The organism is Pseudomonas sp. SW-3 (assembly GCF_016615645.1).
Lineage (GTDB): Bacteria > Pseudomonadota > Gammaproteobacteria > Pseudomonadales > Pseudomonadaceae > Aquipseudomonas > Aquipseudomonas mandelii.
Window position 1 is genome coordinate 2,689,518 of record NZ_CP067098.1, and the last position, 15,164, is coordinate 2,704,681.

At 58.9% G+C, this 15,164-nt stretch carries 12 protein-coding genes and 2 pseudogenes; 10 read left to right on the plus strand and 4 right to left on the minus strand.

The window, feature by feature from the left end; all coding sequences use genetic code 11:
* Positions 1-5: 5 nt before the first annotated feature.
* From JIO00_RS12055 to JIO00_RS12080, 6 genes are all read left to right on the plus strand, one after another.
* A complete protein-coding gene (locus JIO00_RS12055; protein ID WP_200668313.1) occupies positions 6-3,005 on the plus strand; it encodes a xanthine dehydrogenase family protein molybdopterin-binding subunit in 3,000 nt (999 codons plus the stop codon).
* Entirely contained in the window at positions 3,002-3,808 is an 807-nt protein-coding gene (locus JIO00_RS12060) for an FAD binding domain-containing protein (RefSeq protein WP_200668314.1), read from the plus strand. Before JIO00_RS12055 ends, JIO00_RS12060 begins: the two co-directional genes overlap by 4 nt.
* 2 nt (positions 3,809-3,810) lie before the next feature.
* A complete protein-coding gene (locus tag JIO00_RS12065; protein WP_077750313.1) occupies positions 3,811-4,311 on the plus strand; it encodes a (2Fe-2S)-binding protein in 501 nt (166 codons plus the stop codon).
* Between the two features lie 5 nt (positions 4,312-4,316).
* Positions 4,317-5,855, plus strand: a complete 1,539-nt coding sequence (locus JIO00_RS12070) for an AMP-binding protein (RefSeq protein ID WP_200668315.1) — start codon at positions 4,317-4,319, stop codon at positions 5,853-5,855.
* A 19-nt stretch (positions 5,856-5,874) separates the two neighbouring features.
* Positions 5,875-6,678: an enoyl-CoA hydratase/isomerase family protein gene (locus JIO00_RS12075; protein ID WP_010459412.1), complete on the plus strand. Its 804-nt coding sequence runs from the start codon at positions 5,875-5,877 to the stop codon at positions 6,676-6,678.
* A 181-nt stretch (positions 6,679-6,859) separates the two neighbouring features.
* Positions 6,860-8,212, plus strand: coding sequence for an MFS transporter (locus tag JIO00_RS12080; RefSeq protein WP_200668316.1), 1,353 nt, complete (start codon positions 6,860-6,862; stop codon positions 8,210-8,212).
* Here the strand turns inward: JIO00_RS12080 and JIO00_RS12085 are convergent.
* Positions 8,205-8,990, minus strand: a complete 786-nt coding sequence (locus tag JIO00_RS12085; protein WP_200668318.1) for an alpha/beta fold hydrolase — start codon at positions 8,988-8,990, stop codon at positions 8,205-8,207. The genes JIO00_RS12080 and JIO00_RS12085 overlap by 8 nt on opposite strands.
* A gap of 90 nt (positions 8,991-9,080) precedes the next feature.
* Between JIO00_RS12085 and JIO00_RS12090 the strand changes: the two genes are divergently transcribed.
* Both JIO00_RS12090 and JIO00_RS12095 read left to right on the plus strand, forming a co-directional pair.
* Complete coding sequence (locus JIO00_RS12090) at positions 9,081-10,052, plus strand: XdhC family protein (protein ID WP_200668319.1); 972 nt, start codon at positions 9,081-9,083, stop codon at positions 10,050-10,052.
* A gap of 188 nt (positions 10,053-10,240) precedes the next feature.
* Complete coding sequence (locus JIO00_RS12095; protein ID WP_077750318.1) at positions 10,241-11,095, plus strand: helix-turn-helix transcriptional regulator; 855 nt, start codon at positions 10,241-10,243, stop codon at positions 11,093-11,095.
* Positions 11,096-11,198: 103 nt separating this feature from the next.
* Here the strand turns inward: JIO00_RS12095 and JIO00_RS12100 are convergent, their stop codons facing one another.
* Entirely contained in the window at positions 11,199-11,489 is a 291-nt protein-coding gene (locus tag JIO00_RS12100; protein WP_010459421.1) for a DUF6388 family protein, read from the minus strand.
* A 69-nt stretch (positions 11,490-11,558) separates the two neighbouring features.
* On the minus strand, positions 11,559-12,302 hold the full coding sequence (locus tag JIO00_RS12105; RefSeq protein WP_200668320.1) for an SPOR domain-containing protein: 744 nt from the start codon (positions 12,300-12,302) through the stop codon (positions 11,559-11,561).
* Between the two features lie 586 nt (positions 12,303-12,888).
* On the opposite strand from JIO00_RS12105, the pseudogene JIO00_RS12110 reads away from it, so the two are divergent.
* Positions 12,889-13,356: pseudogene (locus JIO00_RS12110) on the plus strand (cation:proton antiporter domain-containing protein); the annotation flags it as partial.
* Positions 13,336-13,485, plus strand: a pseudogene (locus tag JIO00_RS29800) (zinc-binding dehydrogenase); the annotation flags it as partial. The pseudogenes JIO00_RS12110 and JIO00_RS29800, both read left to right, overlap by 21 nt.
* A gap of 109 nt (positions 13,486-13,594) precedes the next feature.
* On the opposite strand, the gene JIO00_RS12115 reads toward JIO00_RS29800, so the two are convergent.
* Positions 13,595-14,578: an LLM class oxidoreductase gene (locus tag JIO00_RS12115; protein WP_200668628.1), complete on the minus strand. Its 984-nt coding sequence runs from the start codon at positions 14,576-14,578 to the stop codon at positions 13,595-13,597.
* Positions 14,579-15,164 lie beyond the last annotated feature (586 nt).

The following is a 15,164-nucleotide window of genomic DNA, read 5'->3' on the forward strand; positions in this document are numbered from 1 at the left end:
AAAAAATGACTAGTTTCCAACCTGCTACCGAAAGCCAGACCGGCCACATCGGCGCCCGTCAGACCCGTGTCGAGGACGCCGCCTTGTTGCGCGGCCTCGGCTGCTATGCCGATGACGCTGCGATCCCTCCGGGAACGCTACACGCGGCGATCATCCGCTCACCCCACGCTCATGCACGTATCACCTCGGTGGACTTTTCCCGTGCGCTGCTGATGAAAGGCGTGCATGGCGTGCTGGTCGGCGAAGACGTCAAACGCTGGGCGCTGCCGTTCCCGGTGGGTGTGCGTCAGCCGATGGAGCACTGGTGCGTCGCCGTTGACAAGGTGCGTTACGTCGGGGAGCCGGTGGCCGTGGTGATCGCCGAGAGCCGCTATCTGGCCGAGGACGCCATCGAAGGGGTGCGCGTTGAATACGAGCCGCTGCCACCGATCATCGATCCTGAACTGGCCACTGCCGAACAGGCGCCGGTCCTGCACGAAGCAGTCGGCAGCAACGTGGTCAATGAGCGGCACTTTCGTTATGGCGAGCCGGAGCAGGCCTTCGAGCAGGCGCCGCACAAGGTCTCGCTCAAAGTGAAGTTTCCGCGCAGCTCCTGCACACCCATTGAATGCTATGTGGTGCTGGCTCAGTACGAGCGCGCCACCGGCATTTATGACGTGCTGGCCAATTTTCAGGGCCCTTATGCGTTGCACACGGTCATGGCCAGGGCACTGAACGTGCCCGGTAACCGCTTGCGTTTACGCACACCGAAAGATTCCGGCGGCAGCTTTGGCATCAAGCAAGGGGTTTTCCCTTACGTGGTGATGATGGGGCTGGCGTCACGCAAGGTCGGTGCACCGGTGAAGTGGGTCGAGGACCGTCTGGAACATCTTCAGGGAGCTTCTTCGGCGACCAATCGGGTGACCGAAATTGAAGCGGCGGTAGAAGCCGATGGCCGCATCACCGCGTTGCGTTATGACCAGATCGACGATTGTGGCGCCTACCTGAGAGCGCCCGAACCGGCGACTTTCTACCGCATGCACGGCAACCTGACGGGTGCCTACGCGATCCGCAATTTGCAAGTGCGCAACCGAGTGGTGCTGACCAACAAAACCCCTTCCGGCCTGAACCGGGGTTTCGGTGGACCGCAGGTGTATTTCGCCCTTGAACGGCTGCTGCAACACATCGCCGTGCAGTTAAAGCTTGATCCATTGGACGTGATCCGCCGCAACCTGGTGCCGGCCGATGCCTTCCCGTATCGCGCGGCCGCCGGTGCGTTGCTCGATTCCGGCAACTACCAGGCTGGCATTGCCTTGGCGGCGGCTGATGGCGGTCTCGACGAGTTGCTCAAACGTCGTGATCAGGCGCGTGCCGAAGGCCGGATCTATGGCATTGGTTATGCCGCGGTCATCGAACCGTCGATTTCCAACATGGGCTACATCACCACCGCGATGACGCCCGAAGAGCGGCGCAAGGCCGGTCCGAAAAACGGCGCTGTCGCCACCGCAACCATCAACGTCGGCCCGTTGGGTGACGTCAGTGTGCACGTGTCCTCCGCACCGCAAGGGCAGGGCCATCAAACCACCGTGGCTCAGGTCGTTGCCGAAGTGCTTGGGGTTGCGCTGGAATCGATCGTGGTCAACGTCGAACTGGACACTCAGAAGGACGCGTGGTCGATTGCCTCTGGCAACTATTCCAGCCGTTTCGCCGGTGCTGTGGCCGGTGCCGTCTACAAGGCAGCGCTGAAGATTCGCGATCGTCTCGCCGCGATTGCCGCCGAGCAATTGCAGGCCAGTCCCGAAGATATTCGTTTCGCGGGCGGCAAGATATTCGTGGTCAATGGCGGGGCGGTAGCGCCATTTCATCGGATTGCCGGTGCGACCCACTGGTCGCCGGGCCTGCTGCCGGAAGGGGAAAACGGCGGTCTGCGTGAAACCGCCTTCTGGAGCCCGCCGCAATTGGAGGCACCGGACGACAAGGATCAGGTCAACAGCTCGCTGTGCTACGGCTTTGTCTTCGACATCTGCGGTCTGGAAATCGACCGCATGACCGGCGAGATCCACATCGATCGCTACGTCACCTGTCATGACGCCGGCCGCCTGCTCAACCCGGCGCTGGTCGATGGCCAGATTCGTGGCGGCTTCACCCAAGGGCTCGGCGCGGCGCTGATGGAAGAGTTCGCCTACGGCGAGGACGGTAGTTTCCTCAGCGGGACCTTCGCTGATTATCTGGTGCCGACCGCACCGGAAGTGATCGAACCGATGATCCTGCACATGGAAACGCCATCGCCCTTCACCCCACTGGGCGCCAAGGGTGTGGGCGAGGGCAACAATATGAGCACGCCGGTGTGCGTCGCCAACGCGGTGGCCGACGCCCTCGGCCGCTCGGACATCCGTCTGCCACTGACGCCATCGAAAGTACGCACGCTGATCGGGATCGACGAGCCGCCACGGCCCGCCGGTATGGAGCCCGATGAAAACCTCGACGCAGTACCTGCCGGTGGACCGGCACTGCGGGCCAACGACTCTGTGGTGATTCCTGCTTCGCCGCAACAGGTCTTCGACACCTTGCTCGACCCGCAGACGCTGGCTGCGATCATTCCCGGTTGTCACGACCTCGTGCTTGAAGGCGAAAACCGTTACCGCGCAGACGTCACTGTCGGCGTCGGCATGATCCGCGCGCGCTTCGAGGCCAAGGTTGCCCTGAGTGATCTGGACCCGCCGCATTCATTGCGTCTGTCCGGTTCCGGCAGCAGCTCGATGGGGTCGGCCCAGGGGCAGGCCAAGGTGCGTTTCGTTGAACTGGAAAACGGCCACACACGCCTGGAATACCAATACCAGGTGGCGGTCAGCGGCAAAGTCGCCGCGGTCGGCGGCCGAATGCTGCAAGGGGCCTCGAAAGTGATCATCGGACAAATATTTACTCGCCTGTCACAACGGGTCAGCGGCCAAGCCATCTCCACCGGCTGGTGGGCGCGATTGCGGGCCTCGCTTGGCGCGCTGTTTGGCAAGGGAGGTGCGCAATGAAACCGGCTGCTTTCGATTACGTTCGGGCTGACAACCGTCGTCAGGTGGTTGAGTTGCTCGCCGAGTACGGCCAGGAAGCTCGCATCATCGCCGGTGGCCAATCGCTGATGGCGGTGCTGAACATGCGCCTGGCTCAGCCCAAGTTGCTGATCGATATCAATCATGTGGCTGACCTGGCCTATATCGAACTGCGCAAGGATTGTCTGGCGGTAGGTGCCGGGGTACGACAGGCGCAGTTGCTGGCGCGTTCGACCCTGATGGACGAGGTGCCTTTATTGGCGCTTGCAATGCCTTGGATCGGTCACTTCCAGACGCGTAATCGCGGCACAGTCTGCGGTTCGGTGGCTCATGCCGACCCGAGCGCCGAGTTGCCGCTGTGCCTGGTGACGCTGGGTGGCGAGATCGTTCTGGAGTCGAAAAAAGGCAAGCGCATTGTCAAGGCTGCTGACTTCTTCCAAGGCATTCTCACCACCGACAAGCGTGCGGATGAACTGGTTGTCGAGGTGCGTTTTCCGCTCAAGCGCGAAGGCATCACCTATCGCTTCCGCGAAATCGCCATGCGCCACGGCGACTTCGCAATTGTCTCCCTGGCCGCGGCCATCGGCGCGGACCAGGTCGAACTCGGCATCGGCGGGGTCGCTGACCGTCCGCAACGTCGCAGTCTGCCTCGCGGTGCGGGGCTGCCGGACGCGCTCAATCAAACCGCCTGGTCGCTCGACGCACAAGACGATGTGCACGCCAGCGCTGCCTATCGCCGCCAACTGATTCGCGAGCTGGGTCACCAGCTGATCGAAGGAGTCTGAACATGCGTGTAACTGCCGACCAAACCTTTCCGATTCGCCTGGAACTCAATGGCCGCGCCCGCGAAGCGCTGGCTGAACCGCGGACCCAACTCTGTGACTTCCTGCGCCACGACCTCGGTGCCACCGGTGTCCATGTCGGATGCGAACACGGTGTCTGCGGTGCCTGCACGGTGCTGGTGGACGGAGTCGCCATGCGTTCCTGCCTGATGCTCGCGGTACAGGGGCACGAGCGGCGTATCGAGACCGTCGAGTCCCTGGCCGACGACGACACACTGAGCGACCTGCAACAAGCCTTTCGCCGTCATCACGCCTTGCAGTGCGGCTTTTGCACTGCGGGCATTCTCATGTCCTGCGTGGATTTTCTCGAGCGGGTACCCAACCCGGACGAGACCCAGGTACGCGACATGCTTTCGGGGCACCTATGTCGCTGCACGGGTTACACCGGCATCGTTCAGGCCGTGCTCGAAGTCGCTGCCCAGCGCCAAACGAACAAAGGGGTATAACAAAAATGTTCGATCTCGGACGCAGTTTCCTCGCTGCCGTTGAACGCCGCCCGCACGCCGTGGCGGTCAGTGACGGTGCGTTGAAGAAAACCTATGAAGAATGGTTCGTCGATATCCAGAGTGCCGCCTGGGGCTTGCAATGCCTTGGGCTGCAACGCGGCGATCGACTGCTGGTAGTGATGCAAAACCGCTGGCAGATGGCAACCTTGCATTGGGCCTGTCAGTTTGCGGGCATCGTCATGACCCCGTTGAACTGGCGTTCGACTGCCGAGGAACTGGGCTACTGCATCGAAGATGCGCAAATCCGTGCAGTGGCTTACGACGACGCGACCGTGACCGCCGTGGCCGGTTGCAGCGCCGCCACAAGGCTGCCACGGATCGCCACCGGTCTGCGTGCCGCCAACACCGACCTGAGTTTCGAGGAACTGTGTTCGCAGACCCCCTCCGGCATGATTTTGCAGGCCGACGCCGAAGACTTTTCACTGCTGCTGTACACCTCCGGAACCACCAGCAAGCCCAAGGGCGTGCCCCGTCGGCACCGTAGCGAACGCGCCGCGGCGGTTGCCCACGTAGCGCAAAACCTTTACCGCCAGGGCGAGTGCACGCTGGGTGTCATGCCGCTTTACCACACCATGGGCGTGCGCTCGTTGCTGTCCATGGCGTTGATCGACGGGCATTTCGTCTGTGTGCCGAAGTTCGACGTGGAAGCCACGCTGCAGGCCATCGAGCGGGAAAAGGTCAGCAACCTGTACCTGGTGCCGACGCTCTACCACATGCTCATCGAACACCCGGCCTTTGCCCGCGAGCGAGTCGCCAGTGTGGAGAAAATCGGCTTTGCCGGTGCACCGATGAGCGACGGTTTGATGCGTCGCGTCGAGCAGGCGTTCCAGCCGAAATTGTTCGTCAATCATTACGGCAGCTCGGAGATCTACACCTTCACCATCGACCAGCAAGCCAGCCGCAAACCCGGTTCGTCAGGGCGCAGTGCAATGAACCAGCGCGTGCGCGTGGTGCCAATCGATGCTGAAACGGCAGACGTGCAGGTCAACCCATTGGAGGAGGGCCAGATCATCGCCGACCTGGCGAGTGACGAGGCGTTCGAAGGCTACCTGAACCGTCCCGAAGCGACCGCCAAGGCATTGCGTGACGGATGGTATTTCACCGGTGACATCGGTTACTTCGATCTTGAAGGCGATCTGTTCGTCACGGGGCGTGTCGATGACTTGATCATCACCGGCGGCGAAAACGTCAGTCCGGCAGAAATCGAAAACATGCTCTCCCTGCACCCGGCAGTGGAAGAGGTGGTGGTGGTCGGTCTGCCCGACGAGCAGTGGGGCAAGATCATCGCCGCGTTTATCAAGCTGCGCGCCGAGGTATCGGAAAGCGACCTCGATGCCCATTGCATTGCTTCGGGCCTGGCCAAATTCAAGCGGCCACGGCGTTATCAGTTCATCGATCAGATTCCCAAATCTCCAGTGGGCAAGGTGCTGCGGCGCGTGCTGCTGGCTCAATTTCAGGAACAGGCCTTGAAGGCCATCAGCTAATCATCCAGAGGACACTCTCATGCAACAGCAAGCGATCCAGCAATTTCTCGACACTCAGTTCGATGGCTTCCAGGTTGAAGTCGATGTGTCCCGCGAGCGCGCCGACATCATCCTCAACCGCGCACCGTTGAACGTCATTTCCATGGGGCAGCGTGATGAACTGCGCCAGGTCTTCGAAGCCCTCGATGCACACAAAGGCGTGCGCGTCATCGTGCTGCGCTCGGTGGGCGAACACTTCTCCAGCGGTGGCGACATCAAGGGCTTCCTCGAAGCGTCGCCAGAGCACGTTTCGAAACTGGCCTGGAACGTCGCGGCACCGGCACGTTGCGAAAAACCGGTGATCGTGGCCAACCGGGGTTACACCTTCGGCGTCGGTTTCGAACTGTCCCTGGCCTGCGATTTCCGCATTGCTTCGCAAACCACTCGCTACGCCTTGCCTGAGCAGAACCTCGGTCAGATCCCGGGCTCGGGTGGCTCCGCGCGCCTGCAGAAAATCATCGGCATCACCCGCACCAAACACATGGTGATGCGCGCCAAACGCATCACCGGTGACCAGGCCTACGCCTGGGGTATCGCGACCGAGGTCGTGCCGGATACCGAACTGGAAAGCACCGTCGACGCGTTGGTCGATGAACTGCGCCGCTTCTCGCCGCTGGCTCAGCGCACGGCGAAAAAACTGATCAACGACAACGAAGATGCGCCGCTGACCGTCGCGATTGAAATGGAAGGTCACTGCTACAGCCGTCTGCGTAGCTCCAAAGACTTCAAGGAAGGCGTTGAAGCGTTTCACAGCAAGCGTACGGCCGTGTTTATCGGCGAGTAAATCGTACTGGCGAGCGGGCCCGGGAGTATGTTGGTAACAGCGTACGCCTTACGGAGCAGGGCCTGCCGCCCCTTCAATACAACTGAAAGGGCACATCAAGGTTTCACCGCTGACCTGCTGATTACTCGCAACCCGTGCACCGGGATGCAGAACGTTCGATCACCGTTTGTGTGAGGCAACCATGACTACGACAACAACAATAACTGCATCACCCTCCAGCGCCGCTAGCGATACACCACAGATTCCACCGGGCAAGGCCTTGCTCGCGGCATTTGCCTCGACATTCGGCTGGGCGCTGGATTTGTTTGACCTGTTCATTCTGCTTTATGTGGCACCGATTATCGGCCGCCTGTTCTTCCCCTCGGACACCCCGACATTGTCGCTGGCCGCGGTATATGCCTCGTTCGCCGTGGCGTTGCTGGTGCGTCCGCTGGGCTCGGCGATCTTCGGCGCGTATGCCGACAAACACGGCCGCAAGCGTGCGTTGATGGTGTCGATGGTCGGCGTCGGTATTTCAACGGCACTGTTTGGCGCGTTGCCGACCATTCATCAGGTCGGCATATTGGCCCCGATACTGTTTTTGGTCTTGCGGGTGATTCAGGGCATTTTCGTGGGCGGCATCGTTGCCTCCACTCACACCATCGGCACCGAATCCATCTCGCCGCGCTATCGCGGCTTGATGTCCGGGTTGATCGGTGGTGCCGGCGCCGGTATGGGCGCGCTGTTGGCGTCATTCACTTATCTGGTGTTGTCGGAGATCTTTCCCGGGGAAGAATTTGACGTCTGGGGCTGGCGCTTCATGTTCTTCTGCGGCCTGCTAAGCACGTTTTTCGGTCTGGTGATGTTCCGTTACCTGGAAGAGACCCCGGTCTGGCAGCAACTGCAACAAGCGCGCAAAACCAAGGGGCCGGCGGTAGTTGTCGTGTCGCCGCTCAAGCGACTGTTCGGTCGCGAGTACCGCGGCGTGATGCTGGTCAACCTGCTAATTACGTTCGGAGGCGGTGCCACGTATTACCTGGCCTGCGGTTATCTGCCGACATTGCTCAACGTGGTCGCCAAAGTGCCTCATGCGCAGACTTCGCAGCTGCTCATGTACGGGTCGGTGGCAACCATTGTCGGAGCACTGGCCTTCGGTTACCTGAGTGACCTGATCGGTCGCAAGAAGACTTTCCTGCTGCTGGGTGTGATCAACCTGGTGAGCCTGCCGATGATGTTTCTGGGTGTCGCCGAATCGGGTTCGCTGACCCGTACTGCGCTGTATTGCGTGGGTATAGGCTTCATAGGTGGGGCGATCATCGCGCCGATTCTGATCTTCCTCAACGAACGCTTTGCCACCGAGCTGCGAGCCAGCGGCACCGGATTGTCCTGGAACATCGGTTTCGCCCTCGGCGGAACCATGCCAACCTTTGTGTCCCTGGTCAGCGGCAGCCCGGCGCAGATCCCCATGGTGCTGGCGATGTTCGCCGTCGGTCTGTCGGTGATCTACCTGATCGGCAGCGTGGTGATTCCAGAAACCCAAGGCAATTTCAAGTAAAGGCGGGGAGGCGCTTCAGGAAATCGCAGATCAGCTGCAAGGTCTGCTCGGTCGCTTCGGTCTGGGGAAAGTGTCGACAGTCATCCAGCAACACACAGCGGCACGGTCCAGCGACCTGTCGCTGGATGACCACCAGTTGCTCGGGCGTGGCGTAGTGGTCGTCGCGACCCTGAATGACCAGCAGCGGCCTTTCGATATAAGCCAACTGCGCTTCGAGATCATCCAAGGAAAAGTCCGGGTGCAACCAACTGTCGCTCCAACCGTGAAAAGCGCCATCGACATTGGTCCCGTGATGGCGTGCCAGGCGCTCGCGCAGTTCGCCCTGATGCCACACCTTAGTGGTATGGCGAATGCCGTCGAGGCTCTCAGCCTCGACAATCACGTGAGGCGCCAGTGCAATGCTGCCCAACACCCGTGGATCGTCGGTAGCGGCATAGGCAAGGACGATGGATGCGCCGTCACTGTGACCGAGCAAGACCACTTGCGGCAGTTGCAAGGCATCCAGCAATTGCCGCAGTTCACGAGGGCCGTCGCTGCTCAGGTAGTTCAGCGGCCGCGGCAGGGTTACCGGGCTCGATTGCCCATAACCCTGACGGCTGTAAGTGACCACACCGCAGCCGCTGACCTGGGCCAGGCGCAGGGGGAAGTCTTTCCATTGTTCGGCGCTGCCGAGGCCTTCGTGCAACAGCACAAACGTTGGTCGCGACGGGTCAGCCGCAGGCAGTTGGCGATATTCCAGGCGCAGCGGCCCAAGTTGCAAAAATTGTTGTGGCGACATGTTGAATCAACGATTGAACAAGGTTGCTCGCAGGTTACCGTAAACGTAACCCAGCATGCAGTACCACGCTTTGCTTGAGGTATAGAAAACATGCGTCATCTCGATGTTCAGGTGATCGACCAGGCACTGCAATGGGCTCGCGCCGGGCAGGCCCAGTGGCTGTGCACAGTGCTCTCCACCTATGGCTCGGCGCCGCGTGCGCCGGGTGCGATGCTGGTGACCAATGGCACAGGCGAACACGTCGGCTCGCTGTCGGGTGGCTGCGTCGAGGAGGAGTTTCTCGAAAGCCTGACGCGCGGTGAGTTACGCGAACCGGCGCAGATCGTCAGTTATGGCGACAGCGTCGAGCAACGCCACCGTCTGCGATTGCCCTGTGGTGGCGTGCTGATCGTGCTGGTCGAGCACCGCGCTGCCAGTCTCGAATGGATCGCCCACCTGGAGAGTCTGCAAGCGGCGTTGCTCGGCCAGCGCCGTCTGATGCGTCACGTCGAGCTGAGCAGCGGTGCCTTGCGCCTGGACCCGGACACTGGACACGGCAGCGAGCGGGTGCAAGTCGTCGACGAAAGCGTGCGTATCAGCGTTGGCCCGGCGTTACGACTGATTCTGGCAGGGCTCTCGCCGGTCGCTGAAGTCTGCGCCGGTTTTGCCCGTGCCATCGGCTGCGAAGTCATCGCCTGCGATCCCCGGGAAGAGATGCTGCATATACATCTCGAAGGTGTGGAGATGCAACGTGTGCTGCCCTCAATGTTCATTGCCGCCGGAGGTTGCCATGCGGCGACCGCGGTGGTGGCGCTGACTCACGATCCGCGAATCGATGATCTGGCGCTGATGGAAGCGGTCCACACCCCGGCGTTTTACATCGGTGCCATGGGTTCTCAGGCAACCTCGGCCAAGCGCGCCGAGCGGCTCAAACGCATCGGTGGTCTGACGGATGAACAGATTGCCCGTTTGCACATGCCCATCGGCCTGGATCTGGGCAGCAAGGCTCCGGCGGAAATCGCTCTGGCGGTGGTGGCCGATATCCTGCGCGTTTATCACGGGAAAGAACGCCATGCCTTGTAAGGCGGTTTTTCCGACGAGTGTGGGGGCTGCGAAAGTCGAGGTAGACGCTCGGTCATTCGCGCGCGATAGTGGCCAGCCACGTGTTGCTGAACCATTGAGTGACCGTCGGGGTTGAGAAATAGATAGACGCCCCGATGATATGCATTGTGGTCGGTAACAATATCGCTTCTAGCGAGCGGAGGAATCTGATGTCGATTGCCCAACGGGTTTTCCACGGCAGGTTTGGACGGGTCGCCTTGCTGAATATGGATCGTTCGCTGGTCACCCACACCCATTCCGAATGCCATGTCCTGGTTAAAGTGTCCGGTGAAGACACTTACTTCAACGTCAACGGTCGGCGGGTTCCGCTCAGCGATCGCACGGCGGTGCTGGTCAACGCCTGGGAGCCGCATTTCTACGATCCGCAGCCGGGCGCCGGTGCCACCCTGATCCTTGCGCTCTACATCGAGCCCGCCTGGCTAGCCACTGCCCAGCAGTCGCTGGCGCTCAGCGGTCGGCCGGACTTTTTTGCCCGGTCGTGCATCGAGCTGTCGAGTCGTAATCGCACCTTGGCCGACATCCTGGTCGCCGAAGCGCATGGCTGCGGGATCGTGCCGAAAGAACGCATGGAATTCATGCTGTTCGACTTCCTGATCGAACTGATCGAGGACTTTTCCAGTTGGCGGCATTTGTCGATGCTGGGTGCGCCGAACTCAGGTGAGTTCCGGGACGCGCGCGTGCGCCGTGGCACCGCCTGGTTGCTTGAGCACCTCGATGATCCGAACCCGATCGACAACGCCGCGCGGGCTTGTGGACTGTCTCGGGCGCACTTCTTTGCGCTGTTCAAGAAAGATACCGGCATGACCCCGACCTTGCTGCTGAACGACGCGCGCATGCGCCGGGCTTTTACCTGGCTGGAGCGTGAGCGCAGTGGAACGTTGGGCCTGTTGTCGGAGAACCTCGGGTTCTCCGAGCAAGGTCATTTCACACGGTTTTTCCGCCAGCACATCGGAGCTTCTCCCAGCCAGTATCGGCGTGTAGTGGATTGTTATGCGACGGTTTAAATAGAGACGAAGGCGGGGGTGTTGGGCAATACTCCCGCCGATGAAGTTAGTCTTTCATCTTGAAGCTGACGGCTTTTATAGATTACGTAAGTTGTAACACTTGTTAATTGTCCAGAAAGTCATAAATCTCTTTCATGCGCTCTTCGCGCATCAACTCAAGTTCTTCCTTGGTTTCGGCCACCCACTGCAGGATGAAGTCCCAGCAATCGCAGCCGTGCGCGTCGGCTTCTGCTTCAAATGCTTCTTTCAGAAATTTAAGGCGATATTCTTCCGGCGAGAGCCCACAGTTTTCAGCGAGGCTGTAGTTCAGCTCGCTGAGTTCAAGTTGGATCCATAAGTTGGCGTCCAGGAATTTCTTCAGGGCGAGTTCGGCTCTAAGTTCTTTTGCGATCATGAATACACTCTCGTGTCATAAAATAGGTAGACATTTTTTTCGAGATCAGTAGCTCTACACAGGATTATGTCAATTTCCCGCCATCATCCATCCTCTAACACCATGACTTTCACTCAACTCTTTCACGACTCGAGCCGCGTCCTGCTTTTGTTTATACGGGCCAATGACGACAAAGTTGTTTTCTTTACGCGCTACCGGCAACTCCAACTGCTGAATGGCTTTTACTGCGCGATGGCGGCTAGGTGTATTCAATGCAATTTCGACCACCCATACGCCGGATGAAGGCGTGATTGAAGCTTCTTTTTTAGTGTGGGAAATGTAGCCGCCGCATGTCAAACACGGGCGTTCCAGCGTGATCAGCGAGCCTGGTACTGTGCGAAAGGCATGCCATTGCGGATCAATGGTTTTTTTGCGAGCGAAGAGTGCCAGCAGCAGGCCGATAAAAGTAATCAGACCGCTGAGAATAATTGTCCATTTGTGTGCCTGTGTGGGCAATGAAGGCAGCGTAAGTACTGTAGTTTCATCTGGCTTTTCCATCAAAAACTGTACGGCCTCAGCCTCCGTTGAGTCGGGTATGCGGGATTCGTTTTTCGCAAGGTGCGCGAGCCCGTCGGAATCTTTTGCACTGAGCTCTGCCGCAACTTTATTTGCGGTGTCATCGAATAGTTGTTCGAACTTTGTCATTTTTTGCTGGATGTATGAATTGTCGACGTTATTTTGACAAGTTTGTCCTGTGGACGTGTAGGTCCATAGTAGTGCTGATAGTTGCCCAAAAACGCCAGTTACCAGGAAGCCCAAGCCAAGCTTTCGCACGACACCATCTCCAAATCAAATGAATTGTTATTTGTCCCGTTTGTTCTGATAAAACAGGGTTCTATTTTTGATCCTGGGATGGTCTGGATTCTTGAGCGCGTCAGTGTGCCCAAGCGCCAAAACGAGTTGGCTGCTTTTTGTTGTTTTAAAGAACATCGGGCATGCACTTTATAGACTGTTGGTTGACGAAAAAGGCTCAGGTGATCAAAAAAAAGCCGTATCAGATGGATTTGATGAGGGCCAATTAAAACACTTATATTTAAGGTTAATATCGTGGCCAAAGTACCTGGCCAAAGATTCAAGCCAAGCCTGCGCGCTCGGTATAAATGAAAGGATTGTTAGCCGGCCCTTTACGGTACGGACGGGGAGAAGCAACTGAATTTTCTGTCACCCTTTCAAACGATGCCGGTGTGCTGCACTACACTTCAGGTGCCATTCCTACCGCAGAGAGTTCTTGGAGAACGCTCCAGATGCTGTGCTTAGTCCTGAAGAGTTTGCGGAACTGAGCGCTCAGCTTGAAAGCTCTGCTCAACACGCCTGGCCGTGGACGCATTACCGGTCCTGATGTGGGATGAGGGTCAATGCTATGGCCGCTGAAGGCAACGTCGGACAATTATTTGCTGTCGTCACTTTGCTTGCCGCCGCCGTGGTGGCAGTGCCGCTGCTCAAACGCATCGGGCTCGGCTCAGTGGTCGGTTACCTGGCGGCGGGGCTGATCATTGGCCCCTTCGGACTGCAACTGATCAATAACCCCCACACCATCATTGAGGTGGCCGAGCTGGGTGTGGCGATGTTTCTTTTTGTGATTGGACTGGAGATGAAACCCTCGCACCTATGGGATCTGCGTCGGCAGATCTTTGGGCTGGGCAGCCTGCAGGTGGTGGTCTGTGCTGTTCTGCTCACTTTTGTCGGCATGGCTTTTGGATTCCCTTGGCAGGTGTCATTTGTCTGCGCAGCGGGTTTTGTACTCACCTCCACGGCCCTGGTTATGCAAGTTCTCTCGGAACGCGGTGACATTACCGAGCCGAGAGGGCAGCACGTCAGCGCTCTGATTGACCAAGGTGTTCTGCAGACCACTGTGGGCGAGCACTTCGGTGCGATTAATGCGGCCAACATGCGTCGTGCCCATGCGCTGGTCGAGAGCGGCAAGGCCCGGGGCAAGATCGTTCTAGAAGGTTTCTGACTTCACTCCTCGGGCGGGCTCGCTTGCGGGCCTCTGAACCGCCTGCGGCATCACTGCCATTTTTTATGTCGCAGAGTTGACGATGAATCCGTCCAGTAACGTATTGGTTTCAGTTCGCTTCGGAACGAGGCTGTACTCCGAATTGCGGAACGATGTGAGTGCCCAGCTCCTCAATAACTTGCGCAGCAGGGCGCTTACTGTATTTGAGATTCAGGATAACGTGGTCCACCCCGATTTCCTGAAGCACCTCCAGCAAACCCCGGAGGTGGTCGCGTCCAAGCCTGAACCCCAAATGAATACGAGTGGGCGGCGTTGACGGGTTCTCAGCGAGGTCGATGTATAGCGACTGAGCGAAGGGCTTATAGACGGAACCACATTGCTTCATGACCTCCAGCCGCCAATCTTCCACGATCAGTCGCTGCATGTTCGGTTGGCGTGGATAGTTGATCCATCCGGTGCTTTCGCGCGCTATCCAATCCAGTGACTGGCGGCTATGCCCGGTTACGAGCATTGGAATCACTTGGGTTGTGGGTTTCGGAATGAGGTCTGCGCCCCGCAGCTCACCACCGCTCCAGCGGATGGGTTCAAAGCTGGTGCTGTGGGCTCTGCGAATCACCTCGTAGTACTCTCGAAAGATGTCTCCGCGCCTTTCGGCATCGACGCCAAAAGCCGAAAATTCCACAGGGCGATCGCCGGAAGCTACCCCCAGAATCAAGCGACCTGCGCTCAACTGATCGATGCTGGCTGACGCCTTGGCCGTGTGCAGTGGATGGTGTAAAGGGATGGCAATGGATGCGGTGCCAAGCGTTATCTCTGACGTATGAGCGGCTATATAGCCCAGGTAAACCCAAGGGTCGAAGACTTGGCCGACATCGCCGAAGCCAGGGTCGCGAAGAGGCACATCGCGAAACCAGAGCGCGCAAAAGCCCAGCTCCTCGGCTCGTTTGGCCAATGCGACCTGGTTGAGCATGCTCGGAGTGTCCCCATCGAAGGCCTCCAAAGGAAAGAACAATCCCAGGCTCAAATGAGCCGGAGTGAAGGTTCGGCTGAACCCTCGATGCTCCTGATAAGGAATCGTGCTCGGCCGATACATACTAATCTTCCTCAATGGGGAGAACGTGAACAGCGCCCCTGTTTCCAGAGGTGCTGCGGCATCGGTCGCTTGGGAACGACAGGTGGGGTAGTGGGTGCAATCTTTGCCCGTTGCGCCGTACATGCTGGTCGGGTCGACCGGAGTGAGGGGCCAGTTGCTGGCGATACGCGCGGGCAGGTCCGGATTGGCATTGAGCGGGCGGTCAAAATAAATCAGATCGTTCCAACCCGATACATCGCCTGAGCAAAAGCATGGGGACCATCCAGCAAGAGTAGGCGGCTTTGCGGGGAACCGCCATGTTCGTCGTCCGTCTCGGTACCTGTCGCAGATGGTTAGACCGCAGTCTGGGCCTTGGGCGTCGTGATCGGCGCGCCACGGGTTGCTATAGAGGTCAGTCGTCAGGTCAGCCCGCTGAGCCTTTGGGTACTCGACCGACAATTGGGTCCGGCCCCAATCCTGAAATTCAGACGATAAGATAAATTTTCAGACTGCAACGCAGAACTCCATTTCCCTAGGCAAGGCACTCCCTGCGCCTTTCTCACACAATCCGCTCTATCGCTATCGCGTTGCATAACAGAAACAGGTG

Bases quoted from the DNA above. Each gene is read 5' to 3' on its own strand.
- JIO00_RS12065 (WP_077750313.1), top strand. From the start codon at position 3,811: ATGCGTGTAACTGCCGACCAAACCTTTCCGATTCGCCTGGAACTCAAT.
- JIO00_RS12080 (WP_200668316.1), top strand. From the start codon at position 6,860: ATGACTACGACAACAACAATAACTGCATCACCCTCCAGCGCCGCTAGC.
- JIO00_RS12070 (WP_200668315.1), top strand. From the start codon at position 4,317: ATGTTCGATCTCGGACGCAGTTTCCTCGCTGCCGTTGAACGCCGCCCG.
- JIO00_RS12075 (WP_010459412.1), top strand. From the start codon at position 5,875: ATGCAACAGCAAGCGATCCAGCAATTTCTCGACACTCAGTTCGATGGC.
- JIO00_RS12055 (WP_200668313.1), top strand. From the start codon at position 6: ATGACTAGTTTCCAACCTGCTACCGAAAGCCAGACCGGCCACATCGGC.
- JIO00_RS12085 (WP_200668318.1), bottom strand. From the start codon at position 8,990: ATGTCGCCACAACAATTTTTGCAACTTGGGCCGCTGCGCCTGGAATAT.
- JIO00_RS12100 (WP_010459421.1), bottom strand. From the start codon at position 11,489: ATGATCGCAAAAGAACTTAGAGCCGAACTCGCCCTGAAGAAATTCCTG.
- JIO00_RS12095 (WP_077750318.1), top strand. From the start codon at position 10,241: ATGTCGATTGCCCAACGGGTTTTCCACGGCAGGTTTGGACGGGTCGCC.
- JIO00_RS12115 (WP_200668628.1), bottom strand. From the start codon at position 14,578: ATGTATCGGCCGAGCACGATTCCTTATCAGGAGCATCGAGGGTTCAGC.
- JIO00_RS12060 (WP_200668314.1), top strand. From the start codon at position 3,002: ATGAAACCGGCTGCTTTCGATTACGTTCGGGCTGACAACCGTCGTCAG.
- JIO00_RS12090 (WP_200668319.1), top strand. From the start codon at position 9,081: ATGCGTCATCTCGATGTTCAGGTGATCGACCAGGCACTGCAATGGGCT.